Origin of the sequence: Pseudomonas sp. zfem002 (assembly GCF_032621685.1) — a bacterium.
Taxonomy (GTDB): Bacteria; Pseudomonadota; Gammaproteobacteria; order Pseudomonadales; family Pseudomonadaceae; genus Aquipseudomonas; species Aquipseudomonas japonica.
In genome coordinates this window covers 1-25,395 of record NZ_JAVYJH010000020.1, presented here as the reverse complement: position 1 = coordinate 25,395, position 25,395 = coordinate 1, and the positions used below count along the sequence as shown (strand labels likewise).

Annotated in this window: 21 protein-coding genes; 19 read left to right on the top strand and 2 right to left on the bottom strand. The window is 66.5% G+C overall.

Annotated features, from left to right (window positions below):
* Positions 1-98 precede the first annotated feature (98 nt).
* The 3 genes from RTI28_RS21000 (at position 99) to RTI28_RS20990 (ending at position 3,983) form a co-directional block, all read left to right on the top strand.
* Positions 99-1,046 carry a dihydrodipicolinate synthase family protein gene (locus RTI28_RS21000; RefSeq protein WP_316922217.1) on the top strand — a complete coding sequence of 316 codons (948 nt, stop codon included), beginning with the start codon at positions 99-101 and terminating at the stop codon, positions 1,044-1,046.
* 93 nt (positions 1,047-1,139) lie between these two features.
* Positions 1,140-2,717, top strand: a complete 1,578-nt coding sequence (locus tag RTI28_RS20995) for an aldehyde dehydrogenase (NADP(+)) (RefSeq protein ID WP_316922216.1) — start codon at positions 1,140-1,142, stop codon at positions 2,715-2,717.
* A gap of 3 nt (positions 2,718-2,720) precedes the next feature.
* Positions 2,721-3,983: an FAD-dependent oxidoreductase gene (locus RTI28_RS20990; protein ID WP_316922215.1), complete on the top strand. Its 1,263-nt coding sequence runs from the start codon at positions 2,721-2,723 to the stop codon at positions 3,981-3,983.
* 42 nt (positions 3,984-4,025) lie between these two features.
* On the opposite strand, the gene aphA is transcribed toward RTI28_RS20990, so the two are convergent.
* Complete coding sequence (gene aphA, locus RTI28_RS20985) at positions 4,026-4,667, bottom strand: acid phosphatase AphA (protein WP_316922214.1); 642 nt, start codon at positions 4,665-4,667, stop codon at positions 4,026-4,028.
* 398 nt (positions 4,668-5,065) lie between these two features.
* On the opposite strand from aphA, the gene RTI28_RS20980 reads away from it, so the two are divergent.
* From RTI28_RS20980 to RTI28_RS20920, 13 genes are all read left to right on the top strand, one after another.
* The gene (locus RTI28_RS20980; protein ID WP_316922213.1) at positions 5,066-5,473 is read left to right on the top strand and encodes a biopolymer transporter ExbD; all 408 of its coding nucleotides are present in this window, start codon (positions 5,066-5,068) and stop codon (positions 5,471-5,473) included.
* Positions 5,474-5,476: 3 nt separating this feature from the next.
* Positions 5,477-6,244 (top strand): energy transducer TonB, encoded by a 768-nt coding sequence (locus tag RTI28_RS20975; protein ID WP_316922212.1) that lies wholly within the window; start codon positions 5,477-5,479, stop codon positions 6,242-6,244.
* A gap of 277 nt (positions 6,245-6,521) precedes the next feature.
* Complete coding sequence (locus RTI28_RS20970; protein WP_316922211.1) at positions 6,522-8,822, top strand: TonB-dependent receptor; 2,301 nt, start codon at positions 6,522-6,524, stop codon at positions 8,820-8,822.
* Between the two features lie 62 nt (positions 8,823-8,884).
* A complete protein-coding gene (locus RTI28_RS20965; protein WP_316922210.1) occupies positions 8,885-9,526 on the top strand; it encodes a MotA/TolQ/ExbB proton channel family protein in 642 nt (213 codons plus the stop codon).
* Between the two features lie 16 nt (positions 9,527-9,542).
* A complete protein-coding gene (locus RTI28_RS20960; RefSeq protein WP_316922209.1) occupies positions 9,543-11,255 on the top strand; it encodes a bifunctional metallophosphatase/5'-nucleotidase in 1,713 nt (570 codons plus the stop codon).
* Positions 11,245-11,661 carry a cytidine deaminase gene (locus RTI28_RS20955; protein ID WP_316922208.1) on the top strand — a complete coding sequence of 139 codons (417 nt, stop codon included), beginning with the start codon at positions 11,245-11,247 and terminating at the stop codon, positions 11,659-11,661. Before RTI28_RS20960 ends, RTI28_RS20955 begins: the two co-directional genes overlap by 11 nt.
* 64 nt (positions 11,662-11,725) lie before the next feature.
* Positions 11,726-12,985 (top strand): NupC/NupG family nucleoside CNT transporter, encoded by a 1,260-nt coding sequence (locus RTI28_RS20950; protein WP_316922207.1) that lies wholly within the window; start codon positions 11,726-11,728, stop codon positions 12,983-12,985.
* A 31-nt stretch (positions 12,986-13,016) separates the two neighbouring features.
* Positions 13,017-13,793 carry a deoxyribose-phosphate aldolase gene (deoC, locus tag RTI28_RS20945; protein WP_316922206.1) on the top strand — a complete coding sequence of 259 codons (777 nt, stop codon included), beginning with the start codon at positions 13,017-13,019 and terminating at the stop codon, positions 13,791-13,793.
* Positions 13,793-15,115, top strand: a complete 1,323-nt coding sequence (gene deoA / locus RTI28_RS20940) for a thymidine phosphorylase (protein WP_316922205.1) — start codon at positions 13,793-13,795, stop codon at positions 15,113-15,115. The genes deoC and deoA overlap by 1 nt, the downstream gene beginning before the upstream one ends.
* Entirely contained in the window at positions 15,112-16,341 is a 1,230-nt protein-coding gene (locus tag RTI28_RS20935) for a phosphopentomutase (protein ID WP_316922204.1), read from the top strand. Before deoA ends, RTI28_RS20935 begins: the two co-directional genes overlap by 4 nt.
* A complete protein-coding gene (locus RTI28_RS20930; RefSeq protein WP_316922203.1) occupies positions 16,331-17,302 on the top strand; it encodes a S1/P1 nuclease in 972 nt (323 codons plus the stop codon). The genes RTI28_RS20935 and RTI28_RS20930 overlap by 11 nt, the downstream gene beginning before the upstream one ends.
* 169 nt (positions 17,303-17,471) lie before the next feature.
* Positions 17,472-18,572 (top strand): endonuclease/exonuclease/phosphatase family protein, encoded by a 1,101-nt coding sequence (locus RTI28_RS20925; RefSeq protein WP_316922202.1) that lies wholly within the window; start codon positions 17,472-17,474, stop codon positions 18,570-18,572.
* 120 nt (positions 18,573-18,692) lie between these two features.
* Positions 18,693-19,313: a TetR/AcrR family transcriptional regulator gene (locus RTI28_RS20920; RefSeq protein WP_316922201.1), complete on the top strand. Its 621-nt coding sequence runs from the start codon at positions 18,693-18,695 to the stop codon at positions 19,311-19,313.
* Positions 19,314-19,351: 38 nt separating this feature from the next.
* Here the strand turns inward: RTI28_RS20920 and RTI28_RS20915 are convergent, their stop codons facing one another.
* Complete coding sequence (locus tag RTI28_RS20915; protein ID WP_316922200.1) at positions 19,352-21,250, bottom strand: acyltransferase family protein; 1,899 nt, start codon at positions 21,248-21,250, stop codon at positions 19,352-19,354.
* A gap of 178 nt (positions 21,251-21,428) precedes the next feature.
* On the opposite strand from RTI28_RS20915, the gene RTI28_RS20910 reads away from it, so the two are divergent.
* The 3 genes from RTI28_RS20910 (at position 21,429) to ydcS (ending at position 25,155) form a co-directional block, all read left to right on the top strand.
* Positions 21,429-22,340: a LysR family transcriptional regulator gene (locus RTI28_RS20910; protein WP_316922199.1), complete on the top strand. Its 912-nt coding sequence runs from the start codon at positions 21,429-21,431 to the stop codon at positions 22,338-22,340.
* A gap of 117 nt (positions 22,341-22,457) precedes the next feature.
* Positions 22,458-23,921, top strand: coding sequence for a gamma-aminobutyraldehyde dehydrogenase (locus tag RTI28_RS20905; RefSeq protein ID WP_316922198.1), 1,464 nt, complete (start codon positions 22,458-22,460; stop codon positions 23,919-23,921).
* An 82-nt stretch (positions 23,922-24,003) separates the two neighbouring features.
* Entirely contained in the window at positions 24,004-25,155 is a 1,152-nt protein-coding gene (gene ydcS, locus RTI28_RS20900) for a putative ABC transporter substrate-binding protein YdcS (protein WP_316922197.1), read from the top strand.
* Positions 25,156-25,395 lie beyond the last annotated feature (240 nt).

Here is a 25,395-nt window from a genome sequence, read left to right as displayed (position 1 = left end):
CTATGGGGCCTTCGCAGGCAAGCCAGCTCCTACAGGGCCTTCGCGGACAAGCCAGGCCCCTGCGTCGACACCTAACTGAAAACCAAAGGAACACCAGCATGACCACCAACATCTTCACCGGCACCATCCCCGCCCTGATGACCCCCTGCACCGCCGAGCGCAAGCCGGACTTCGACGCCCTGGTGCGCAAGGGCAAGGAACTGATCGAGATCGGCATGAGCGCCGTGGTCTACTGCGGCTCCATGGGCGACTGGCCGCTGCTGACCGAGGCCGAGCGCCAGGAAGGCGTGGCGCGCCTGGTCGCCGCCGGCGTGCCGACCATCGTCGGCACCGGCGCGGTCAACAGCCGCGAGGCCGTGTCCCATGCCACCCATGCCGCCAAGGTCGGTGCCCAGGGCCTGATGGTCATCCCCCGCGTGCTGTCCCGCGGGGCCTCGCCAGCGGCCCAGGAAGCCCACTTCGCGGCCATCCTCGAAGCCGCGCCGAACCTGCCGGCGGTGATCTACAACAGCCCGTACTACGGCTTCGCCACCCGCGCCGAGCTGTTCTTCAAGCTGCGTCGCAAATACGCGAACCTGATCGGCTTCAAGGAATTCGGCGGTGCCGCCGACATGCGCTACGCCGCCGAACACATCACCTCGCAGGACGATGAGGTGATCCTCATGGCCGGCGTCGACACCCAGGTGGTGCACGGCTTCGTCAACTGCGGCGCCACCGGGGCCATCACCGGTATCGGCAACGCCCTGCCGCGCGAAGTCCTGCTGCTGGTGGAACTGAGCAAGCGCGCCGCCAAGGGTGACGCCGACGCACGCAGCCGCGCACTGGAGCTGTCCGAGGCGCTGAACGTGCTGTCGTCCTTCGACGAAGGCTGCGACCTGGTGCTGTATTACAAGTACCTGATGGTCATCAACGGCGACCTCGAATACACCCTGCACTTCAACGCCAGCGACGTGCTCAGCGACGCCCAGCGCAACTACGCGCAAACCCAGTACGCGCTGTTCCGCGCCTGGTACGCCAACTGGTCGACCCGGCACAACCTGGTCTGACCCCCTCGCGGCGCGTTGCGCGCCGCTTCTTTTCTCGCCGAGCGCGCGCTGTGTCGTCACGCGCTCGGCCCCGCATTCTTTTCAGGAGGCGCCATGACCCTGACAGGCACCATGCTGATCGGCCAGCAAGCCGTTGCCGGCAGCCGCGAAGCCATCCGGGCGATCGATCCGGCCACCAACCAGACCCTCGAGCCGGCCTGGCTGGGCGGCACCCTCGCCCATGTGGAACAGGCCTGCGCCCTGGCCTGGGCGGCCTTCGACCGCTACCGGGAAACCTCGCTCGAAGCCCGCGCGGCGTTTCTCGAAGCCATCGCCACGCAGATCGAAGCCCTCGGTGACGAACTGATCGACCGCGCCGTGGCCGAAAGCGGCCTGCCGCGAGCGCGCCTCCAGGGCGAGCGCGGCCGTACCTGCGGCCAGTTGCGCACCTTCGCCCGAAGCGTGCGCGCCGGCGAATGGCTCGATGTGCGCGTCGACAACGCGCTGCCCGAACGCCAGCCGCTGCCCCGCGCCGATCTGCGCCAGCGCCAGGTCGCGCTGGGCCCGGTGGCGGTGTTCGGCGCCAGCAACTTCCCCCTGGCGTTCTCCGTGGCCGGTGGCGATACCGCCTCGGCCCTGGCCGCCGGCTGCCCGGTGGTGGTCAAGGCCCACGGTGCGCACCCGGGCACCAGCGAGCTGGTCGGCCAGGCCGTGGCCCGTGCGGTGAAACAGTGCGAGCTGCCGGAGGGGGTGTTCTCGCTGCTCTACGGTTCCGGGCGCGAGGTGGGCATCGCCCTGGTCTGCGACGAGCGGATCAAGGCGGTGGGCTTCACCGGTTCGCGCAGCGGTGGCATCGCCCTGTGCCAGGCGGCCCAGGCGCGCCCCGAACCGATTCCGGTATACGCCGAGATGAGCTCGATCAACCCGGTGTTTCTCTTCCCGGCGGCCTTGCAGGCCCGTGGCGAGGCGCTGGCGCAGGGCTTCGTCGCCTCGCTGAACCAGGGCGCCGGCCAGTTCTGCACCAACCCCGGCCTGGTCATCGCCCGCCAGGGACCAGACCTCGACCGCTTCATCGCCAGTGCCGCCCAGCACATCTGGCAGAGCCCGGCGCAGACCATGCTTACCCCGGGCATCTACAGCGCCTACCGCAACGGGGTCGAAGACCTCAACGCCAACCCCAATGCCGATACCGCGGCGGCGGGCCTGGTCGGCGACGGCCCGAACCAGTGCCAGACCCACCTGTTCGTCACCTCGGCGCGCGACTTCCTCGACGATCCGCGCCTGCGCGGCGAAGTCTTCGGTTCCGCCTCGCTGGTGGTGACCTGCAGCGACGAGGCGCAAATCCGCGACGTCGCCGAGCATCTGGAAGGGCAACTGACTGCTACGCTGCACCTGGATGACGCCGACCTGGATGCCGCCCGCGCGCTGCTGCCGGTACTCGAGCGCAAGGCCGGGCGCCTGCTGGTCAACGGTTGGCCGACCGGTGTGGAAGTCTGCGATGCGATGGTTCACGGCGGGCCGTTCCCGGCCACCGCCGATGCCCGCAGCACCTCGGTGGGCACCGCCGCGATCCAGCGATTCCTGCGTCCGGTGTGCTACCAGGACTTTCCCGACAGCCTGCTGCCGGTCGCGCTGCAGCATGGCAACCCGTTGCACCTGCGGCGTCTGCTCGACGGCCAGAGAGAAGCGTGAAGCATGGGCACGACGTTCACTTGCAATGATCTGGATATTGCCGTGGTCGGCGCCGGCATCGTCGGTGTCGCCTGCGCGCTGCAACTGGCGCGGCAGGGCAAGCGGGTGGTGCTGCTGGATCGGCAGGCGCCGGGGATGGGCGCGTCGTTCGGCAACGCCGGGCACCTGGCCACCGAGCAGGTGTTTCCCATTGCCGACCTGTCGATTCTCAAGCGCCTGCCGGCCATGCTCATGGACCCCATGGGGCCGCTGCGCCTGGACTGGAAGTACCTGCCCAGGGCCCTGCCGTGGTTCGTCCGGCTGCTGCTGAACCTGCGTTCGACACCGTTCCGCCGCAGCGTGGCCGGCCTGCGCGCGCTGAACGAAGCCAGCCTGGCGGCGTGGCAACGGCTGCTGGGTTCCATCGGCCAGGACGAGTTGCTGCGTGAGGATGGCTCGCTGCTGGTGTTCGAAAAGCCGGAATCGCGGCCGCTCATCGACGCCCTGCAGGCGCGCATGCGCCAGCAGAACGTGGCGGTGGAGCACTGGCCGGCGGAGGCGGTGAAGGCGGCCGCGCCGCAACTCAGCGAGCACCTGCTGGGCGGGCTGTTCTTCCCCGCCACCGGGCACTTTCTCGACCCGCACCAGGCGGTGGAAGCGCTCTACGAAGCGGCGCGGGCGATCGGCGTGCGCTTCATCCGGCGTGACGTGCGCGGTGGCCGGGTGACGGCCGATGGTGTCGCGCTGCATACCGATCAGGGCGAGCTGAGCGCGAAACAGGTGCTGATCGCCTGTGGCGCGCACTCGGCTGAGTTGACCCAGGCCCTGACCGGCAAGCGCATACCGCTGGACACCGAACGCGGCTATCACCTGATGCTGCCCAGGGAGCATGGACGGCTGCCGTTCGCGGTCACCTCGCTGGAACGCAAGTTCATCATGACGCCGATGGCGGGTGGTTTGCGCCTGGCCGGCACAGTCGAGTTCGCGGGTTTGCGCAGCCCGCCGAACATGGGCCGGGCGTGGCAGTTGCAGCACCTGAGCCAGGGCCTGTTCAAGCGTGACCTGGATGTCGCAGATGCCACGCCATGGATGGGCTTCAGGCCGTCGTTGCCGGATTCGCTACCGGTGATCGACCGGGTAGGCGGCGGCAAAGTGCTGCTGGCCTTCGGGCATCAGCACCTGGGCCTGACCCAGGCGGCGGTAACCGCAGAGATGGTGGCGGGACTGGTCGGTGCCGAGGTGGCTGGGCTGCCGGGGTACGAGCGGTATCGGTTGGGAAGGTTCTGATACACCGGAAACACCTCCCACACCGACCTTGCTGCGCCCGCGTCAGTGCTCCGAGCCCACCAGCACCTCCTCCCCCAGCGCCCCGTTCACCGGCAGCGGCTGGTTGGTCGAGTTGCTCGCCCGCATCACCCGGATCGGCCGCGCGCCGGCCTCGCGGGCCGAGGTAATGTCGTTATCGGAATCCCCGTAGTACACCCGCAAGCCCCGGTCATGGATGAACCGGGTCTTGTCCGGCCCCGAGCTGAACACCACCGGCTGCATGTCCTCGATGGCGAAGGTCTGCCGCAGGATCCCGGTCAGTTGCTCACCCTCGGTCCGCGGCCGCGCGGTGATGAAATACAGGGTGTCCCCACGTCGCTGATGCTCGGCGATCAAGGCCCGCGCCACATCCTTGGGAATCGAGTAGCGGTCGCAACCGCCATTGGCTTGCGTCCAGAACGCCATGTTCTGCAGGTACTGGTTGCTGCCCGGCGAATACGTCTGCTGCCCTTCATAGAAACACGGGCTGGAGTACAGCACGGTGTCATCGACATCGAAGCCGACCGCCATCGGCGCCGTGTTGCCGAGGCTGGCGAACAACTGCTCGAGGGTGATCCAGCGGACCTCGCGCTGCTCCGCCGGCGCAGAACAGCCCAGCAGCGAAACGGCCAGCACGGCGGCCAGGGTGGTGGGAAAAATTCGCACGAAAACCTCATGGGTCGAAGAAAGCACAAGTCCTGACAGCACTGTCAGCATTCACGGAGCGAACCTTAATACCTGACAGCGGTGTCAGTTATATTTCAAGCCTCTCCCCGCCAGCCCAAACCGCGACCCACTGCTTGAGTTTCGTTCTCAAATGCTTATTTTGCGAGCAATTTCCCGATTTAGACTCGCCTATCATTCGTTTTTATCCAGCAAACCCGCTCGCCCGTGGCGCTCACGATCTGGCATTTCGCCACTTAATCAAATTGTAACTTCTTGCCCCTAGGGTGTTCCTGACACGAGTGACAGCTTTCGAATTTGCGTGACGGGGCTCTCACATTCACATCCGAGTCGTCCTGCCAGCGAGGCTCGAGCGACGAAGAGGCTGGAGAGCCAAAGCCATGCGCAGTTGGGAAGAACCGAAAAAGAAACGCCTGCACATCGAGATCATTCCGATGATCGACGTGATGATGTTCCTGCTGGTGTTTTTCGTGCTGATCAGCCTGAACGTGATTCCGGCCCTGGGCATCAAGACCCAGTTGCCCGGCGCCGCCCATGCCCAGCAGTTGAAGCCGCAGAACAAGGCGGTCATCACCCTCGGCGTGAACGACCGCCTGCAACTGGACGGCCAGGACCTGCGCGAAGATGCACTGGTCAGCCAATTGAAGGCGCTGGAGAACAGCAGCGAGAAGCTGGTGATCATCCTCAACAGCGATCAGGTCGTCGAAGTGGGTCGGCTCGTGGCAGTGATGGACCTGCTCAAGAGCAACGGCTTTTCTTCCGTCTCCATCGCCACGCGAAAGCTGTAAGTCATGTCGGCCCTGTTCAAATCGCGAAAAGTCCTCGCGTGCCTGCCGGCGATCTGCCTGTTGATGATGGCCGTGCAGAGCGCCTTGAAGGCGGAGCTGAAGATCACCCCGAAATACGACGAAAGCACCGTGGAGGTGGCATTGATCGATCCGGCCGAGTTGCAGCCGGAACCACCGCCACCGCCGCCGCCAACGGAACCCGAGCCTGAGCCCGAGCCACTGCCGGAGCCCGACCCGGAACCGCTGGTGGAGATACCGGAGCCGCCGCCCAAGCCCAGGCCCAAGCCGCCTGAGCCCAGGCCGCAGCCAGCGAAGCCGAAACCGCAAGTCGCAGCAAAACCGGCGCCCACCCCCGCGCCGCCCCAGCCGGTCACCCCACCGGCACCGAGCACACCGGCCCCGGCGCCGATCGCCGCCAGGCCCGCACCGCCACCACCCCCGGCGGCTCCCGCGGTCAACGTGGCGGCACTGGAAAACAGCTACATCGCTGCCCTGCACGGGGAGCTGGAGAAGTACAAGCAATACCCGCGCGGCCGCGAGGCCTCGCTGCAACGCCCGGAAGGCAACGTCGTGGTCTGGCTGCTGATCGACCGGGGAGGAAAAGTGCTCGACTCAGGGATCGAGAAGAAGGCGGCGAACATGCTGCTGAACAAGGCGGCGCAAACCAGCCTGCGCCGCATCGAGCAAGTAAGGCCCTTCCCCGACGCGGTTTTCGCGGGCCGGGATAAGTACCGCTTCATCGCGACGCTTGTTTACAACATAGAAAACTAGTGGCCTGTACGGCCAATTCGTTTGCTCAAGTTCGAGCCCAAGGGTTTGCCAGGCAAGGCGCCACGACGAGTCGTAGCCCAGCTACGGCGAGGAATGGCAACGCAGCATGGCAAAGCCTTGGGCCGAAGTTGAGTAATCGAATCAGCCACACAGGCCACCGGCTCCAAGGAACGCTACCCGCCGACGCCCCACCCCTGGCGTCGCGCGGGCGGCTGCCCGCGGAAACCCGAAACCTGTCTTCGACACAAACCACATTCAGATATGGGAGGGAAGCTCGGTGAAACTCGATCGGCTGTTCGTCATGATGTTGGCTGTAGGTTGCGGCAGTTGGACTGCCTCGGCCCTGGCGCAGGATTCCGTGGATGTCGGTCAGGTGAACGTGACCGGCCAGACCGTCGGCAATGGCCAGATGATCCAGGAAGAAGCGGCCAAGGCACGCTCCACCGTGACCAGGGAAGCCCTGGAAAAGATGTCGCCGACCGGCAACGGCATCGACAAGTTGAAATACACCCCCGGCATCAACGTCTCCAGTGACGACAGCAGTGGCCTCTCCGGCTTCAACTTCACCATGCGCGGCATGAACTCCGACCAGATCGGCATGACCATGGACGGCGTGCCGATCAACGATTCGGGCAACTATGCCGTGTACCCGAACCTGCTGGGCGACCCGGAAAACCTCCAGGAAGTCTTCCTCACCCAGGGCTCCTCCGAACTGGACGCGCCGCATATCGGTTCCAGCGGCGGCAATATCGGCCTGGTGTCGATGGCTCCGACCCGGGACGCCGGGGTGTTCTTCAAGCAGACCGTGGGCAGCAACAACCTGACCAAGACCTTCGTGCGCCTGAACACCGGCGAATACAACGGCCTGAGCAACTACATTTCCGCGTCGAAAACCAACAGCGACAAATGGAAAGGCAAAGGCGACCTGGATGCCGAGAAGTTCGAACTCAACAGCCTGTTCAAGTTCGGCGAAGGCAACTCGATCAACGGCATCATCAAGTACCACAAGCAGGAAAACTACAACTACGTCTCCCCGAGCCTGGCGCAGTACAAGTCGGACCACGACTACGACTTCCCCAACGTGCCGACCTACAACCCGACCACCGGCAAGCTCACCACCGCCAGCTACAAGACCAGCGTCAACCCGTTCGAAACCGTGACCGCCTCGCTGACCAGCCGCTGGCAGCTGCGCGACGACCTGCAACTGACCGTCGCCCCCTACTATTACTGGGCCAACGGCGGCAGCTACCGCGCCTTCGGCTCGCCGGCCACCCTCAACCGCACCACCAGCAGCTCCGGCAACTACGACTTCAGCAACCTGAAGACCAACGCCCAGTACAACGCCGACCGCGATCCGGTCAGCGGCCGCTACTACCGTCCCTCCTGGACCGAGACCTGGCGTCCGGGGATCAACACCAAGCTGAGCTGGGCGTTCAACGACGAACACACCATCGATGTCGGCTACTGGTACGAACGCGCCCGCCAGCGCCAGACCCAGCCGTTCATCCCGCTCAAGGCCGATGGCAGCCCGACGGACATCTGGGGCGACTATGAAAGCGGCAACCAGGTTCGCGACGCCAAGGGCAATGTCGTGCAAGGCCGCAACTACTTCACCGTCACCCCGGTGCACAAGCTGTTCCTCCAGGACACCTGGAGCGCAACGCCCGACCTGACCCTGACCGCTGGCATCGCCTACGAGCACTCCAAGCGTGACGGCGACATGAAGGCCAGCCTGAATGACAAACCGGAGAAGCGCGACAAGACCTACCACCAGTTCCTCCCGAGCTTCAGCGCGCGCTACCAGGTCAACGAGGAACACCAGGCGTTCTACAACATCACCCGGAACATGCGCACGCCGCCGAACTACGTGCTCTACAACACCGCGGATTCGATCAGCCTCAAGCCCGAGCTGAGCTGGAACCAGGAACTCGGCTGGCGCTACGCGACCGACGACATGGCGCTGTCGGCCACGCTGTTCTACCTCAAGTTCAAGGATCGCCAGGTATCGAGCCGCGACGAGGTGACCGGCGAATACGAGATGCTCAACGTCGGCAAGGTCGAGAACCGCGGTGTGGAACTTGAGTTCAGCGGCCTGCTGCCGCACAACTTCAACTACTACGCCTCCTACACCTACACCGAGGCCGAGCAGCAGAACGACACCCTCTACTACGGCGTGTACGTGCCGACCAAGGGCAAGCAGATCGCCGGTGTGCCGAAGAACCTGTTCAACCTGAGCCTGGGCTACGACGACGGGCGCTTCTACGGCAACGTCATCGGCAAGTTCGTCGACAACCAGTTCGGCGACCTGACCAACAACCAGAGCATCCCGCACTACACCACGGTGGACATGAACGTCGGCTACCGCCTGCCGGTGAACAAGAAGTTCGTCAAGGACGCCACCGTGCGCCTGTCGCTGAACAACGTGTTCAACCGCGAGTACCTCTCCGGCGTGCAGACCACCGTCTTCAACTCGGTGCGCTACAACGGCAACGGCGCGTCCTTCGCCGGCGCGCAGACCCCGTACTACACCATCGGCGAAGAGCAGACCGTCGCGCTCTCCGTGGAAGCCAACTTCTGAAACCCTCCGGGGCCGGCGATCACGCCGGTCCCGGCCATGCCCAGCACCCGAGGTAACCCAGCATGAACATGGACCTGCTCCACGCCATCACCTTCTACATCCTGTACGGCGCCGCCGCCCTGGCCGCCTTCGTGGTGGTGGAACGGGGGATCTTCTTCGCCTACAACCTGCGCAAGGCGCGCGGCCTGGAGGCGGCCCTGCACAGGAAAACCCGCTATTTCGACGAGCTCCCCGCCGAGCTGCGCCAGCGCGACAGCCTGCCCCTGGAACTGCTGCGCCAGCTGTTCGAAGGCCGCGGCCAGGTGCATTCGCAGCATGAGCTGGAAGACCTCGGCCAGGCCATCTACATCGCCATGCGCGGCAAGCTGTCCCAGGGGCTGTGGATCCTCGAAGCCGTGGTTGCCGGTGCGCCGCTGCTCGGCTTGCTCGGTACCATCCTCGGCATCATCGATACCTTCAAGGCCCTCGCCGAAGCCGGCGTTTCCGATCCCGGCGAAGTCTCCCGCGGCATCGGCACCGCGCTGTACGCCACGGCCCTGGGTATCGCCATCGCCCTGGTCGGCCTGGTGTTCAACAACCACCTGCAAGACCGCCTGGAACTGATCAACGACCACCTGAAGATGCTCCTGCTGCGCGCCGGCATGGGTACTCCGTTCGCCAGCAAGACGGTCGCCGCTCCGGCCACCAGCCTGCAACCCGCCTGAGAGGCCGAGAATCATCATGTCCCGCACCCGTCATGCTGTACGCCCGCTGTCCCTGTTGCTGGCCACGCTGTTGCTGGTCAGCGGCTGCGAGAAAGCCCCGGCGCCGGTCGAGGTCACGATCGCGGCCCTCAACGACTTCCACGGCAACCTCCTGGCCAGTCCGCTGCAGTACCCGGGCGCGAGTGGCAGCGTGAAGCTCAAGGCCGGCGGCCTGGCGGCCCTCAGCGGCGCCCTGGCCGAGCTGCGCCAGCAAGACCCGCAACTGCTGCTGATCGGCGCCGGCGACATGATCGGCGGCAGTCCACCGATTTCCTCGATGTGGGCCGACGAGCCGAGCCTGAAGGCGCTGCAGCTGCTCGGCCTGAAGTTCTCCGTGGTCGGTAATCATGAGCTGGACCAGGGCAAGGGCGAGCTGCTGCGCCAGATCGAGGGCGGCTGCCAGTCCGCGCGTGCCGAGCAGGCCTGCCAGTTCGACAAGGACTACCAGGGCGCCGGCTTCCCCTACATCTCCGCCAACCTCATGGACAAGCACAGCGGAAAACCGCTGTTCGCCGGCTACCACATCGAGCAGGCCCACGGCGCGAAGATCGCCTTCGTCGGCGCCACCCTGCGCGATGTCGGCGCCTATGTCAGCGCCAGGCACATGGACGGCCTCTACACCCTCGACGAGGCCGAGGCGATCAACGCCCTGCTGCCGGAACTGCGCCGGCAGAAGGTCGATGCGATCGTCGCGGTGATCCACCAGGGTGGTGCCACCCCCGAGCGCTTCGACCAGCAGGATTGCAGCCAACTCAGCGGCGATGTGGTGGAAGTGGCCAAGCGTCTCGACCCGCAGATCAAGGTAGTGGTCACCGCCCACACCCACGAAGGCTACCTGTGCCGCGTCGGCGACAAGCTGGTGACCCAGGGCGCCTCGTTCGGCCGCCTGCTGACCCGGCTGACCCTGACCGTGGATACCGCCAGGCACCAGTTGCTCGACGTCAAGGCGAGCAACCTGGTAATCGACGCCCAGCGCTACAGCGCCAGCCCCGAGGTCGTACCGTTGCTGGCCGAGGTGCAACGCCGCAGCCAGGCGCAACTGGGCAAGCCGGTCGCCCGCCTGGCTGCCCGCGAAGTGCTGCGCGTCACCAACGAGGCCGGTGAGTCGCCGATGGGCGACCTGATCGCCGACTCGCAGCTTGCCGCTACCCGCGCCCTCGGCGCCCAGGTGGCCTTGATGAACCAGGGCGGCATGCGCATGGACATCAACCTCGACGAAGGCCAGGAGCAGGTGAACTACGGCCAGGTCGCCACGGTGCAGCCGTTCAACAACAGCCTGACCCTGGTCACCCTCAGCGGCGCACAGTTGCATGCCCTGCTGGAGCAGCAATGGCAGGACGGCGGCGCGGGGTTCTACCCGCTGCAACCCTCGGCGTCACTGAACTACCGCTTCGATGACAGCCGGCCCAAAGGCCAGCGCGTACTGCTCGACAGCCTGACGGTCGATGGCCAGGCGGTGCAGCCCGAACAGGACTACCGCATCGTCATGAACGCCTTCCTCGCCGAGGGCGGCGACAACTTCAGCGTGCTCAAGCAAGCCCGCGACCGCCTCGATACCGGCATCAACGATCTCGACGCGATGATCGCCTACCTGCAGGAGCGCGATCGTGCCGGTCAGCCGGTCGGTTTCGCCCAGGCCCAGCAACGCATCCGCAAGGTTGCCGCGGAGGTCGCCGGGAATGCGCCCTGAAGACTGGCAGGCCCTGCAGCATCGCCTGCTGCCCCATGCCATCGCCGCCGCCGACAGCGCCTGGTGCCCGTACTCGGAGTTCCCCGTGGGTAGCGCACTGCTGACCGCCGACGGCGCGATCATCCGCGGCTGCAACGTCGAGAACGTGTCCTACGGCCTGAGCAACTGCGCCGAGCGCAGCGCGCTGTTCAACGCCATCAGCCAGGGACTCGCGCCCGGGAGCTTCAAGGCGCTGCTGGTGTACGCCCGCGGCTTGCCGGTGATCTCCCCGTGCGGCGCATGCCGCCAGGTGATGATCGAGCTGCTGGACCCCGAGTGCCCGGTGATCGGGGTCGGCCATGACGCCACCGCGACCCGGCACTGGACCGTCGGGCAACTGCTGCCCGGCGCCTTCAGCGAGTTCTGACAAAACACGCCGACCGGCCACAGAGGTCGGCGGCCTTCGACGTGAATCTTCTGGGGAACCATCGATGGGTCTCATCGGTATCGTGGTGCTGTTGCTGTTGGCCGTGGCGCTGTCCAGCAACCGCAGGGCCATTCGCTTGCGTACCGTCGGCGCGGCCTTCGCCGTGCAGGCCGGGCTGGGCGCTTTCGCCCTCTATGTGCCCTGGGGCCAAAGCACGCTGGCCGGGATTTCCGACTCGGTGGGCTCGTTGCAGGGCTACGCCAACCAGGGCATCGACTTCATCTTCGGCGGCCTGAGCAGCGCCAGGATGCAGGAAGTGTTCGGCAACGGCGGCTTCGTCTTCGCCATTCGCGTGTTGCCGCTGATCGTGTTCTTCAGCAGCTTCATCGCCGTGCTCTATTACCTGGGGATCATGCACTTGGTCATTCGTGTGATCGGCGGCGGCCTGCAGCGGGTGCTGGGCACCAGCCGCACCGAAGCGATGGCGGCCACGGCGAACATCTTCGTCGGCCAGACCGAAGCGCCGATGGTCATCCGCCCCTTCGTCCGTCGCCTGACTCGTTCCCAGCTGTTCGCGGTGATGGCGGGCGGCATGGCGTCGGTGGCCGGCTCGGTGCTGATCGGCTATGCCAGCCTGGGGGTCGAGCTGAAATACCTGATCGCCGCCAGCTTCATGGCCGCCCCCGGCGGCCTGCTGATGGCCAAGCTGATGGAGCCGGAAACGCAGCAGCTCCACGACGACCCGGACGACCTGCCGGACGAGCCGGGCAGCACGCCGGCCAACGTCATCGACGCCGCCGCCCTCGGCGCCTCCGCCGGCCTGCACCTGGCCCTCAACGTCGGCGCCATGCTGCTGACCTTCATTGCCCTGATCGCCCTGCTCAACGGTCTGCTCGGCTGGACCGGCGACTGGTTCGGCTTCCCGCACCTGACCCTGCAATTGCTCCTCGGCTACCTGCTGGCTCCGCTAGCCTTCGTACTGGGTGTGCCCTGGCATGAGGCGATTACCGCGGGCGGGCTGATCGGGGAAAAACTGGTGCTCAACGAATTCGTCGCCTACGTCGACTTCGCCAGTCACCTCGACCCGGCGCAAGCCGCCGCCAGAGGCGTGGCCGTGCTGTCAGCGCAGACCCAGGCGATCGTCACCTTCGCCCTGTGCGGCTTCGCCAACCTGGCGTCCATCGGCATCCAGCTCGGCAGCCTGGGGATGATGGCGCCGGAGCAGCGCGCCGATATCGCCCGGCTCGGCCTCAAGGCAGTGGCGGCGGGCACCCTGTCCAACCTGATGAGCGCGGCAATCGCCGGGGTCTTCCTGGCCCTGTGAACCTGAACCCATGAATTCCCGTGAAGCCGATATGACAGAACTCGATGCAACCCTGGCACGCAACATCATTGCGCTGCTGGACCTCACCTCGCTCAACGACGATGACAGCGACGCACGCATCGTCGCTCTCTGCCAGCGCGCCCTGACCGCGCTCGGACCGGTGGCCGCAGTGTGCGTCTACCCGCGCTTCGTCGCCCTGGCGCGGCGCACCCTCGATGCCCTGGGCGGGCAGACCGTGGCGGTGGCCACCGTGACCAACTTCCCGGCCGGTACCGCGCCCCTCGCCGAGGTCCTCGAACAGACCCGCCAGGCCCTCGGCGACGGCGCCGACGAGATCGACGTGGTCTATCCCTGGCGGGCGCTGCTGGCCGGCGATGCCGACAGCGGTTTCGCCCTGGTCCGCGCCTGCAAGGCCCTGTGCGCCGATCGGGCGCTGCTCAAGGTGATCCTGGAAACCGGCGAACTGGCCGATCCGGCGCTGATCCGCCAGGCCAGCCTGGACGCCATCGAGGCCGGTGCCGACTTCATCAAGACCAGCACCGGCAAGGTCGCGGTCAACGCCACCGCCGAGGCGGCGCGGATCATGCTCGAATGCATCGCCGCCAGCGGCGTCAATGTCGGCCTGAAGCCGGCCGGGGGCATCAGGACCCTGGCCGATGCCCGGGTCTATGTGGAACTGGCCGAAGGCATCAACGGTGCACGGTGGATCTCGCCCCGGCACCTGCGCTTCGGCGCCTCCAGCCTGCTCGACGACCTCCTGCAGCGGCTCGGCGTCCCGGCGCTGGCCGATCACGGAGGGCGCTACTGATGGTCTGGCTGGCGCAGGAAGTGATTCGTCGCAAACGTGACGGCAAAGTGCTCGACGATGCCGATATCCGCCGCTTCGTCAGCGGCATCACCGACTTCAGCATCAGCGAAGGCCAGGTCGCCGCCTTCGCCATGGCCGTGCTGCTCAAGGGCCTGAATGTCGCTGAACGCATCGCCCTGGCCTCGGCCATGCGTGACTCCGGCCGGGTGCTGAGCTGGCACCTGCCCGGCCCGGTGGTGGACAAGCACTCCACCGGCGGCATCGGCGACCTGGTCAGCCTGCCCCTGGCGCCCCTGCTGGCCGCCTGCGGCTGCTATGTGCCGATGATCTCCGGACGCGGCCTCGGCCATACCGGTGGCACCCTCGACAAGCTCGACAGCATCCCCGGCTACGACAGCCAGCCGGACATGGCCCGCCTGCGCGAGGTGGTGACCAGCGTCGGCTGCGCCATCATCGGCCAGACCCACGACCTGGCCCCGGCGGACAAGCGTCTCTACGCCATCCGTGACACCACCGGCACCGTGGAGTCGATCGACCTGATCATCACCTCGATCCTCAGCAAGAAGCTGGCGGCGGGACTCGATGTGCTGCTGATCGACGTCAAGGTCGGCAACGGTGCGTTCATGGCCCAGGCCAGCGATGCCGCGGCCCTGGCCGAAAGCATCGTCGCCGTGGCCAATGGCGCCGGTGTGCGTACCCGCGCGCTGATCACCGACATGAGCCAGCCACTGGCGCGTTCGGCGGGTAATGCCCTCGAAGTCGAAGAAGCCATCGCCCTGCTGCGCGGCGAAGTGCGCAGTCAGCGGCTGTGGGAGGTCACCCTCGCGCTGGCCGAACAGACCCTGCTCTGCGCCGGGCTCGCCAGCAGTGCCGAACTGGCCCGCGAGCAGTTGCTGAAGGCATGGAAGAGCGGCGCGGCGCTGCAACGATTTTCGCGCATGGTCGCGGCCCTGGGCGGCCCGGCGGACCTCGTCGAGCGCCCGCACAACCATCTGCCGGCGGCGCCGCTGGTGTTCCCGGTGGTGGCCCCGCAAGCCGGTATCGTGCAACGCATCGATACCCGGGAAATCGGCCTGGCGGTGGTCTGTCTCGGTGGCGGCCGGCGCAATCCCCAGGACCCGATCGACCCGGCAGTGGGCCTGAGCCAGCTGTGCTTCCCCGGCGAGGCGGTGGGGCCCAACCGGCCGCTGGCGCTGGTGCATGCCCGTGACCTGGAGCAGGCCGAGCGCGCGGCGGCGGCGGTGCGGGCGGCCTACACCATCGCCAGCGTGCCCTACGAGGCGCCGGCACTGATTTCCGGCCTGTGCCTGGAGCCCGCATGAAACGCGCCCTGCTGCTGGTCCTCGACTCCTTCGGCATTGGCGCCAGCGCCGATGCCGAGCACTTCGGCGATGCCGGGGCGAATACCCTGCTGCATATCGCCGAGGCCCGTGCCCGTGACGGCCGGCCGTTGCAGTTGCCCAACCTCACCCGCCTCGGCCTGGGCCATGCGGCGGCGCTGAGCGGCGGCACCCTGCCGCCGGGCTTCGCTGCCGATATCGCCGTCGAGGGGGCCTGGGGTTATGCCCGGGAACGCTCCAGCGGCAAGGACACGCCGTCCGGGCACTGGGAAATGGCCGGAGTGCCGGTATTGTTCGACTGGGGCTATTTCCCGGCGCTGGAGAACAGCTTTCCCCCCGCCCTGCTCGATGCCCTGGTCGCCCGCGGCGGCCTGCCCGGCATCCTCGGCAACTGCCATGCCTCGGGCACCACGATCATCGAACAACTGGGCGAGGAGCACCTGCGCAGCGGCAAGCCGATCGTCTACACCTCGGCGGACAGCGTGCTGCAGATCGCCGCCCATGAAGAGCAGTTCGGCCTGCAGCGCCTGTACGCCCTGTGCGAACTGGCCCGCGAGCTGTGCGACCCGTACACCATCGGCCGGGTCATCGCCCGACCGTTCCGCGGCGCGGACGCGGCCAGCTTCCAGCGGACCGGCAAGCGCCGCGACTACTCGGTGCCGCCACCGGCGCCGACCCTGCTCGACCACCTCTGCGCGGCCGGCGGCCAGGTGTTCGGCGTGGGCAAGATCGGCGATATCTTCGCCCACCAGGGCATCAGCCGCCTGTACCAGGCCGACGGCAACGACGCCCTGTTCGACACCACCCTGCAGGCCCTCGCCGAGGCGCCGGACAACACCCTGGTGTTCAGCAACTTCGTCGACTTCGACATGCTCTACGGTCACCGCCGCGATATCGAAGGCTACGCCGCCGCCCTCGAAGCCTTCGACCGCCGCTTGCCACGACTGCTGGCGAGCATGGGCGCGGACGACCTGCTGATCCTCGCCGCCGACCACGGCTGCGACCCCAGCGCGCCGGGCAGCGACCACACCCGCGAGCACATTCCCGTGCTGGCCTGGGGCAACGGCGTGAGCGCCGGCAGCCTGGGTGCCCGGGACAGCTTCGCCGACATCGGCCAGACCCTCGCGGCGTTCTTCGCCCTGCCCGCCCTGGCCCATGGCCGCTCGTTCCTCAATGCCCTCCAAGGAGAACCTGCAAGTGACTGTTAGCAAATCCCTCCGCAACGGCCTGGCGCTGCTCGCCGGCCTGTGGGCTGGCCAGGTGTTCGCCTGGGGCCAGCAAGGCACCGCCCTGGTCGGTGAACTGGCCCAGCGTCAGTTGACCCCGGCAGCCAGGGCCGAGGCCATGCGCCTGCTGGGCCTGATAAAGCAGAACGACTTCGCCGTGGTCGCCAACTGGGCCGGCAACCTGGACCAGAACCCGCAGACCAGGGCGCTGTGGGAACAGACCAGAAACCAGCGCCTGGTCATCTACCAAGCCGACGACTGCACCTTCCAGCCACCCCGCGACTGCCCCGGCGGGGCCTGCAGCGTGGCCGCCATCGAACAGAATCGCGCCGCCCTCGCCGACCCCAAGGCGCCCAACCAGACCCGGCTGATGGCCCTGCTGTTCCTGATCCACCACAGCAGCGATGCCAGTTCGCCGCTGAACAACAGCTTCAAGGACGACAAGGGCGGCTACGACTTTCCGGTCAAGGCCGGGGGCAGGACCTACAACCTGCGCCAGGTCTGGGACGACTTCCTGCTCGGCTCGGCGCAGCTGGACGTCAAGGCCTACGCCGACAGGCTGCAGGCCAGCCTGCCCGGCGTCGATTCCAGCGATCCGGCGCAATGGTCGCAGCAGGCCTGCCGCATCGTTCGCGACGACGGCATCTACCCGCAGAAAGCCGAGAACAAACGCAAGCTGCCGACCCACCGCGCCCAGGGCGATGACGATGATGACGGCGGTGTCGACTACGCCGCCAGGACCATCGAGTACAACCGCACCGGCAAGGACTACAGCCGCGGCGACAAGCTGATGAACGAGAAGCCCGGGGGCGCTGGCGACGGCATCGACGCGCAGTACATGAGCACCTTCGTGCCGGTGGCCGAGAAGCAGGTGCAATTGGCCTCGGTGCGCCTTGCGCAACTGCTCAACGCGGCATTGGTCGCCGGTCGCCCCGGCGCCTGACGGCGCGCCCCCCCCTTGTAGGAGCTGGCTTGCCTGCGAAGGACCGCACAGCGGTCCCAGAACTCACCGCTATCAGGGACCGCTGCGCGGTCCATCGCAGTGGTTCGTCACACGACAAGCCAGCTCCTACGAGAAATGGGTGCAAATCGATTGGATAAGACTGAGAAATATGAACACCATGATCCCCCTGCCCTTGCGCCACCTGCCCCTGCTGCTCGCCCTCGGCCTCGCCGGCTGTGCCTCCACGCCCGCTCCGCCGCAGGGCGAACACCGTGTTTCGCTGATGACCTGGAACGTCGAGAACCTCTTCGACACCGTCCACGACGCCGGCAAGGAAGACTTCGCCTACCTGCCCTTGGACCTGAAGCAGGCGCACCCGGAATGGCTGGCGACCTGCGCCACTATCAACGTGCAGGCCTGGCGCGACGAGTGCGAGAACAACGACTGGAGCGATGCCCGGCTCACCGAAAAACTCACCCGCCTGGCGGCGGTGATCCAGCAGATCGATGCCGGTCGCGGCCCGGACATCCTGCTGCTGGAGGAGGTGGAAAACCGTACCGTGGTGGAGCTGCTCAATGCCCGCCTGGACACCTCCGGCTACCAGACCCGGGTGCTGCTCGAAGGCTGGGACGAGCGCGGCATCGACACCGCCGTGCTCAGTCGCCTGCCGCAGTGGGGCGAGCCGATCCTGCATCGCGTGCCGTACCGCAACGAGCACGGCGACAGCTCGGACAAGACCGGCAAGACCCGGGGCATCCTCGAAGTACGCCTGCTGCTGCCGGACGGCCAGAAGGCCTCGGTGTTCGCCGTGCACCTGCCGTCCGGTGGCGGGCCAGGCTACCTGCGCCGCCAGGCGGTGGAGTATCTGGCCGAGCTCAAGCGCCAGTTGCCGGCGGACGTGCTGCCGATCGTCGGCGGCGACTTCAATATCAATGCCGGCGAGGAACGCCAGCACCACTACATCGCCAACGGCCTGGCCAGCACCTGGAGCGTGTCGCACCTGATCGGCTGCGACACGTGCAAGGGCAGCTACTACTATCATCGCGAGCGGCAGTGGTCGTTCTTCGACATCCTGCTGTTCCCCAGGGAAATGACCGGCAACGGCTTCAATGGCTGGAAAGTGGACAGCGCCAGCATCCGCACGCCCAAGGACAGCCCGTACCAGGTCAACCAGTGGGGCTCGCCGGCGCGTTTCGAAGGCGGCCAGTACCCGCAGGGTGTCTCCGATCACTGGCCGATGTACGGGGAAATCTATCGCCGCGCGCCCTGACCCGGGGCAATGCCGTCCTTGCCTGATCGCGACAGGATGCCAATCCGCGCCACAGGATGTGGCGCCACGCCCGCGATCGGGCGTCTGAACCTGAACAACTTACCCCTGGCCGGGAATGGAATGAGCAATCACAAGATCAACATTCGCCGCAAGAACGTCGAGAAAATCCTCCTGGTTGCCGAGCAGGTGTTCGCCGAACAGGGCCATGCGGGCACGTCCATGTCCGATATCGCCAGGCGCGCCGACCTGCCGCGCTCCAACCTGCACTACTACTTCACCACCAAGGACGAGCTGTACCGCGAGGTGCTGGTCAACCTGCTCAACGTCTGGGAAAAGGAAGGCGCCTGCTTCGCCCACTTCGACGACCCCAGGGTGGTGCTGACCAGCTACGTGCGGGAAAAGATGACCCACTCACGCACCCGTCCTCACGGCTCGAAGCTCTGGGCCAACGAAATCATGCATGGCGCCCCGCTGTTCCGCGACATCCTCGACGAACACCTGTTCGCCGGGGCGAAGTTCAAGGAGAACAAGATCCGCCAGTGGGTCGAGGAGAAGCGGATCAAGCCGATCGCGCCGTTTGCCTTGCTGTACCTGATCTGGGCCTCGACCCAGCACTATGCCGACTTCGACTACCAGGTGCGGGCCCTCAACGGCCATCAGCCGTTGAGTGACGAACAGTTCGAGCAGGCGGTGCAGACCATCACGGCGGTGGTGCTGCGGGGCATCGGCCTGGAGCCCTGAAGCGGACCGAGGGGCAGACGGCGCCGCTATGGCAACGATCAGAAGAAATCCCTGAACATCCCCTGCAACTGCCGGTTCCCCGAATCCACCAGGTGGTTGTCGTCGAAGTACAGCGCGCGCCCCTCCAGCGAGCCCATGCACTGCCCGTTCGGGCACAGCCACGGCGCCGGATCCAGCACCTGCACCTGGCAACGCCGGGCAGCGAAGTCGATGGCTTCGTTGGCCCGCCGGTTGCGCTCGCGGTACGCCTCCAGTGGCACCGAGATATCCGCCTTGCTGCCGAGGATCCGCGCCTGCAGGTTGAGCCCCTTGTAGACGCTGACCGGCATCTCCGGAATCGGCCGGACGATGTACACCGGCCGCTGCTCGGCGATCGAGCACACGGTGCGGGCATACTCCTCGTCGAAAGCCCGGGCGAAGGTCGGCTCATCGAGGTTGCGCTGCCCCTGGAAGTACACGCGGAAGCGGTTTTCCCGGCGATTGTCCGAATACAGCGCCGCGCGGCTGAGCAACACCACCGGCACGCCAGGGTATTCATGCTTGAGCAGGTCGAGCTTGCGCTGGTTGAAGGCGTGGCATTTGCGCTCCAGTTCGCGGTCCTGCATCTGGAAGTCGATCAGGGTCGGGCAACCACCCCGCGACCACGACAGCGCCGCCTCGCGATTGCCCACCTGCACCGCAGCCGCGCTGGATTCGGCATGGCTGTCGCCGAACAGGATCACCCGCACCTCGCCAGTCCCCAGCCGGCAGTCGACCACCTCGGCGTCCGCCGGGTCCTGAGCGCATTCGCGGCTGTACAACTCACTGAGGTAGCGCGGGCGTTCGTTGTCGACGAAGGCGAAGCGCATCTGCGGGTACTTCTTCACCAGCGAACCGCCGACGGCAGCGATCACCACCAGGCCCAGGGCGAGGCTGGTGTGGCGCAGCAAGGTGCGCGACGGCGAACGACGCTGGCGCGCCGGCGACTCCACCCAGCGGTACGAGGCGGCGCCGAGGGCGAAGGTCAACAGCAGCGCCGCCAGCACGTGGGGCGCGCTGCCGAGCAGGCCGCAGGTGTAGAGAAACACCACCAGCGGCCAGTGCCACAGATACACCGAGTAGGAGATCCGCCCGACCCACTGCAACGCCGCGGTGCGACTGAACAACGAACGGCTGTTGGCCTGGATCACCAGCGCCGCGCCCAGTGCCGGCAGCACGGCAAGATACCCCGGCCACGGATCCTGCCCGGAAAACACCAGCACCGCGAGCAGGACCAGCGCCAGGCCGGTGACCTCGCACGCCACCTGGCCAGCCCGCGACAGCGTCAGCGGAAAGAGAAAGACCAGACCACCCAGCAGCATCTCCCAGGCCCGGGTCGGCAGCAGGTAGAACGCCGCCACCGGACGGCTTTCGGTCAGCAGCACCGACGCCGCCAGCGACGCGGCGCAGAGCAGCACCAGAGCCCAGGTCACGCCGCGCTCGCCGAACAGGCGAAAGAGCAGCGCCAGCAGCACCGGATAGAACAGGTAGAACTGCATTTCCACCGACAGCGACCAGGTGTGCAGCAGCCAGTTCTCGTGCAGCGGTGCGGAGAAGTAGTCGCCGTCCTCGGCAAAATGCAGGTTGGAGGTGAACAGCAGGCTGTTCTTCGCCGTGCGCAGCAGTTCGCGGTAGTCGTCCAGCGGCAGGTAGACGAAGCCGAACAGCATCAGCAGCAGGCACAGTAGCGCCAGCGCCGGAATGATCCGCCGCGCCCGCGAAGCGTAGAAAGCGACCAGGGAAAAGGCGTTGCGGCGCAGCCCCTCGACGATGATGCCGGTCATCAGGAAGCCGGAGATCACGAAGAACACGTCGACGCCGACGAAGCCGCCGTCGAAGCCGGGAACGCGGAAATGGAAGAGCACTACAGCGATCACGGCCAGCGCGCGCAGGGCGTTGATGTTGTTGCGAAAAAGCATCGGGAATATCCGTTTTCTTTATTGTTATGGACCCGTCACTGGGCCAGTTGCGGTGGAGCAAGGAGTCACCATAGCCCGTTGGGCAGCACGCCGCCCGATTGGTTTCCCGCACCTGCCCATCGAAAAAAAAGATATAGACTGGCACCTACCCCTGAAAACTCATGAAAGCCCTCTCCTCATGATGACCCTGCGCCAGATCCGCCACTTCATCGCGGTCGCGGAAACCGGTTCGATCTCCGCCGCCGCCCAGGCGGTGTTCATTTCCCAGTCCACCCTGACCCTGGCGATCCAGCAGCTGGAGCAGGAAATCGGCGTCAGCCTGTTCAACCGTCATGCCAAGGGCATGACCCTGACCCACCAGGGCCATCAGTTCCTGCGCCAGGCGCACCTGATCCTGGCCACCGTGGACAACGCCAAGCGCAGCCTGCAGCAGAGCACCGACCAGGTCGCCGGGCAGTTGACCATCGGCGTGACCAGCCTGGTCGCCGGCTACTACCTGGCCGACCTGCTGACCCGCTTCCAGCGCGCCTACCCCAATGTGGAAATCCGCGTCACCGAGGACGAGCGGCCGTACATCGAGCACCTGCTGGTGTCCGGCGAGATCGATGTCGGGGTGCTGATCCTGTCCAACCTGGAGGACCGCCTGGCCCTGCAGACCGAAGTGCTCACCCATTCGCCGCACCGCCTGTGGCTGCCGGCCCAGCATCCGCTGCTGGAGCGCGACAGCATCAGCCTTGCCGATGTCGCCGACGAACCGCTGATCCAGCTGAACGTCGACGAGATGGAACAGAACGCCCGGCGCATGTGGGCCAGTGCCGGGCTGCAGGCGCAGATCAGCCTGCGCACGGCGTCCACCGAGGCGGTGCGCAGCCTGGTGGCAGCGGGGCTCGGGGTGTCGATCCAGCCGGACATGACCTACCGTCCGTGGTCGCTGGAAGGCGACATCATCGAGGCGCGGCCCCTGGCCGACCTCAGCCAGACCCTGGATATCGGCCTGGCCTGGCGCCGCGGCACGGCGCGGCCGGCGCTGGTCGATCCGTTCCTGACCGTGGCCCGGGAACCGGGCTCGGGGCGCAAGCTATCGATTTAATCGAACGCCCCCTTCAGTATTTAGAATTTGTCGACCTGCGTGCTGCGCTCTAGGCTCTGTAAGAAATATCGCCCCCCCTGTCGGGCGACGCATAAAAACAGAACAAAGAGAATTCGCATGTCCGGCGCGCCCTCGACCCCGCTGTCCACCGCCTTGCTGATCGACGGCGAACTGGTTGCTGGCGCCGGTATTGCCGAGCCGATCTTCAATCCGGCCAGCGGTGAAGTCCTGACCCCTATCGCCGAGGCCAGCACCGAACAGGTCGAGAGCGCGATCCAGGCGGCCCACCGCGCGTTCGCCGGCTGGTCGCGGACCACCCCGCAGCAGCGTTCGCACATCCTCCTCGCCATCGCCGATGCCATTCAGCACCAGGCCGACCACCTCGCCCGCCTCGAAGCCCTGAACTGCGGCAAGCCGCAGCACCTGGCGCGCCAGGACGACCTGGAGTCGGCCATCGACGTGTTCCGCTTCTTCGCCGGCGCGGTGCGCTGCCAGACCGGGCAACTGGCCGGGGAATACGTGCCCGGCTACACCAGCATGGTGCGCCGCGACCCGCTCGGCGTGGTCGCCTCCATCGCGCCATGGAACTACCCGATCATGATGGCCGCGTGGAAGATCGCCCCGGCCCTGGCCGCCGGCAACACCCTGGTGTTCAAGCCGTCCGAGCACACCCCGCTGTCGATCCTGGCGCTGGCGCCGGCCCTCGCCGAGCTGCTGCCGGCGGGTGTGCTGAACATCGTCTGCGGCGGTGGCGAAGGGGTCGGCAGCCATCTGGTCAGCCACCCGCGGGTGCGCATGGTGTCGCTGACCGGCGATATCGTCACCGGGCAGAAGATTCTCCAGGCGGCCTCGAAAACCCTGAAACGCACCCACCTCGAACTGGGCGGCAAGGCGCCGGTGATCGTCTGCAACGACGCCGACCTCGAAGCCGTGGTCCAGGGCGTGCGCACCTACGGCTACTACAACGCCGGGCAGGACTGCACCGCGGCCTGCCGCATCTACGCCCAGGCCGGCATCCACGACAAGCTGGTCGCCGAACTCGGCTGGGCGGTGAGCAGCCTGCGCTTCGCCAGCAAGCGCGACGCCGACAACGAGATCGGCCCGCTGATCAGTACCCGCCAGCGCGACCGCGTGGCCAGCTTTGTCGAACGGGCGCTGAGCCAGCCGCACATCGAGCGGGTCACCGGCGCCGCCGTGCATTCGGGGGCCGGCTACTATTACCAGCCGACCCTGCTGGCTGGCTGCCTGCAGCGCGACGAGATCGTCCAGCGCGAGGTGTTCGGCCCGGTGGTCACCGTGACCCGCTTCGACGAACTGTCCCAGGCCGTGGACTGGGCCAACGATTCCGAATACGGCCTGGCCTCCTCGGTCTGGACCCGCGACCTCGACAAAGCCATGCAGATCGCCGCGCGCCTGCAGTACGGCTGCACCTGGATCAACAGCCATTTCATGCTGGTCAGCGAGATGCCCCACGGCGGGCTGAAGCGCTCCGGCTACGGCAAGGACCTGTCCAGCGACTCGCTGCAGGACTACAGCGTGGTCCGCCACATCATGGCGCGCCATGGCGAGACCCTGGCCTGAAGAGGTTCGCACTACAACAAGCTGCACCGCTGCACCGTTTGCCAACCTGCCCCCGACAATGATTTGAACAAGAGGGAACACCATGTTCGTGCACAAGACCGCAATGCTCAGCGCCCTGAGCACCGCCCTGCTGGCCAGCGCCAGCCTGCAGGCCGCCGAACCGTTGAAGGCCGTGGGTGCCGGCGAAGGCCAGCTGGATATCGTCGCCTGGCCGGGCTATATCGAGCGCGGTGAGAGCGACAAGGCCTACGACTGGGTGACCGGCTTCGAGAAGGAAACCGGCTGCAAGGTCTCGGTGAAGACCGCTGCCACCTCCGACGAGATGGTCAGCCTGATGACCAAGGGCGGCTACGACCTGGTCACCGCCTCCGGCGACGCCTCGCTGCGCCTGATCGTCGGCAAGCGCGTGCAGCCGATCAACACCGCGCTGATCCCCAACTGGAAGAACCTCGACCCGCGCCTGCAGGACGGGCCTTGGTACGTGGTCAACAAGCAGGTCTACGGTACGCCGTACCAGTGGGGACCGAACGTCCTGATGTACAACACCAAGGTGTTCCCGCAGGCGCCGACCAGCTGGGGCGTGGTGTTCGAGCCGCAGAACCTGCCCGATGGCAAGCCGAACAAGGGCCGCGTGCAGGCCTACGACGGGCCGATCTACATCGCCGACGCGGCGCTGTACCTGAAGTCGGCCAAGCCTGAGCTGGGCATCCAGAACCCCTACGAGCTGAACGAAACCCAGTACAAGGCCGTGCTCGACCTGCTGCGCCAGCAACAGCCGCTGATCCACCGCTACTGGCATGACGCGACGGTGCAGATGAGCGACGTGAAGAACGAAGGCGTGGCCGCGTCCAGCTCCTGGGGCTACATGGTCAACGGCCTGAAGGCCGACAACCAGCCGGTAGCCTCGACCATTCCGCAGGAAGGCGCCACGGGATGGGCGGACACCACCATGCTGCACGCCGAAGCCAAGCACCCGAACTGTGCCTACAAGTGGATGGACTGGTCGCTGCAGCCGAAGGTCCAGGGTGACGTCGCGGCCTGGTTCGGCTCGCTGCCGGCGGTGCCCGCGGCCTGCACCGGCAGCGAGCTGCTCGGGGCGGAGGGTTGCAAGACCAACGGCTTCGACCAGTTCGACAAGATCGCCTTCTGGAAGACCCCGCAGGCCGAGGGCGGCAAGTTCGTGCCGTACAGCCGCTGGACCCAGGACTACATCGCGATCATGGGTGGGCGCTGACAGAACCTAGCCACGCCCCTCTGCTGTAGGAGCGTGGCTTGCCCGCGAAGGACCGCACAGCGGTCCCGGACCTCACCGCTATCGGGGACCGCCATGCGGTCCTTCGCGGGCAAGCCACGCTCCTACAAGGGAACGCCCCTCCTTAACACCTCAGTACAGTCGTCCAGGCCTGGGCCGCTGCACACACCCACGCCTATCCGGAGCACCGCACCATGACCCTTGCAGTCCAGTTCACCCAGG

Bases quoted from the DNA above. Each gene is read 5' to 3' on its own strand.
- RTI28_RS21000 (WP_316922217.1), top strand. From the start codon at position 99: ATGACCACCAACATCTTCACCGGCACCATCCCCGCCCTGATGACCCCC.
- RTI28_RS20995 (WP_316922216.1), top strand. From the start codon at position 1,140: ATGACCCTGACAGGCACCATGCTGATCGGCCAGCAAGCCGTTGCCGGC.
- RTI28_RS20990 (WP_316922215.1), top strand. From the start codon at position 2,721: ATGGGCACGACGTTCACTTGCAATGATCTGGATATTGCCGTGGTCGGC.
- RTI28_RS20980 (WP_316922213.1), top strand. From the start codon at position 5,066: ATGCGCAGTTGGGAAGAACCGAAAAAGAAACGCCTGCACATCGAGATC.
- RTI28_RS20975 (WP_316922212.1), top strand. From the start codon at position 5,477: ATGTCGGCCCTGTTCAAATCGCGAAAAGTCCTCGCGTGCCTGCCGGCG.
- RTI28_RS20965 (WP_316922210.1), top strand. From the start codon at position 8,885: ATGAACATGGACCTGCTCCACGCCATCACCTTCTACATCCTGTACGGC.
- RTI28_RS20960 (WP_316922209.1), top strand. From the start codon at position 9,543: ATGTCCCGCACCCGTCATGCTGTACGCCCGCTGTCCCTGTTGCTGGCC.
- RTI28_RS20955 (WP_316922208.1), top strand. From the start codon at position 11,245: ATGCGCCCTGAAGACTGGCAGGCCCTGCAGCATCGCCTGCTGCCCCAT.
- RTI28_RS20950 (WP_316922207.1), top strand. From the start codon at position 11,726: ATGGGTCTCATCGGTATCGTGGTGCTGTTGCTGTTGGCCGTGGCGCTG.
- deoC (WP_316922206.1), top strand. From the start codon at position 13,017: ATGACAGAACTCGATGCAACCCTGGCACGCAACATCATTGCGCTGCTG.
- deoA (WP_316922205.1), top strand. From the start codon at position 13,793: ATGGTCTGGCTGGCGCAGGAAGTGATTCGTCGCAAACGTGACGGCAAA.
- RTI28_RS20935 (WP_316922204.1), top strand. From the start codon at position 15,112: ATGAAACGCGCCCTGCTGCTGGTCCTCGACTCCTTCGGCATTGGCGCC.
- RTI28_RS20925 (WP_316922202.1), top strand. From the start codon at position 17,472: ATGAACACCATGATCCCCCTGCCCTTGCGCCACCTGCCCCTGCTGCTC.
- RTI28_RS20920 (WP_316922201.1), top strand. From the start codon at position 18,693: ATGAGCAATCACAAGATCAACATTCGCCGCAAGAACGTCGAGAAAATC.
- RTI28_RS20915 (WP_316922200.1), bottom strand. From the start codon at position 21,250: ATGCTTTTTCGCAACAACATCAACGCCCTGCGCGCGCTGGCCGTGATC.
- RTI28_RS20910 (WP_316922199.1), top strand. From the start codon at position 21,429: ATGATGACCCTGCGCCAGATCCGCCACTTCATCGCGGTCGCGGAAACC.
- RTI28_RS20905 (WP_316922198.1), top strand. From the start codon at position 22,458: ATGTCCGGCGCGCCCTCGACCCCGCTGTCCACCGCCTTGCTGATCGAC.
- ydcS (WP_316922197.1), top strand. From the start codon at position 24,004: ATGTTCGTGCACAAGACCGCAATGCTCAGCGCCCTGAGCACCGCCCTG.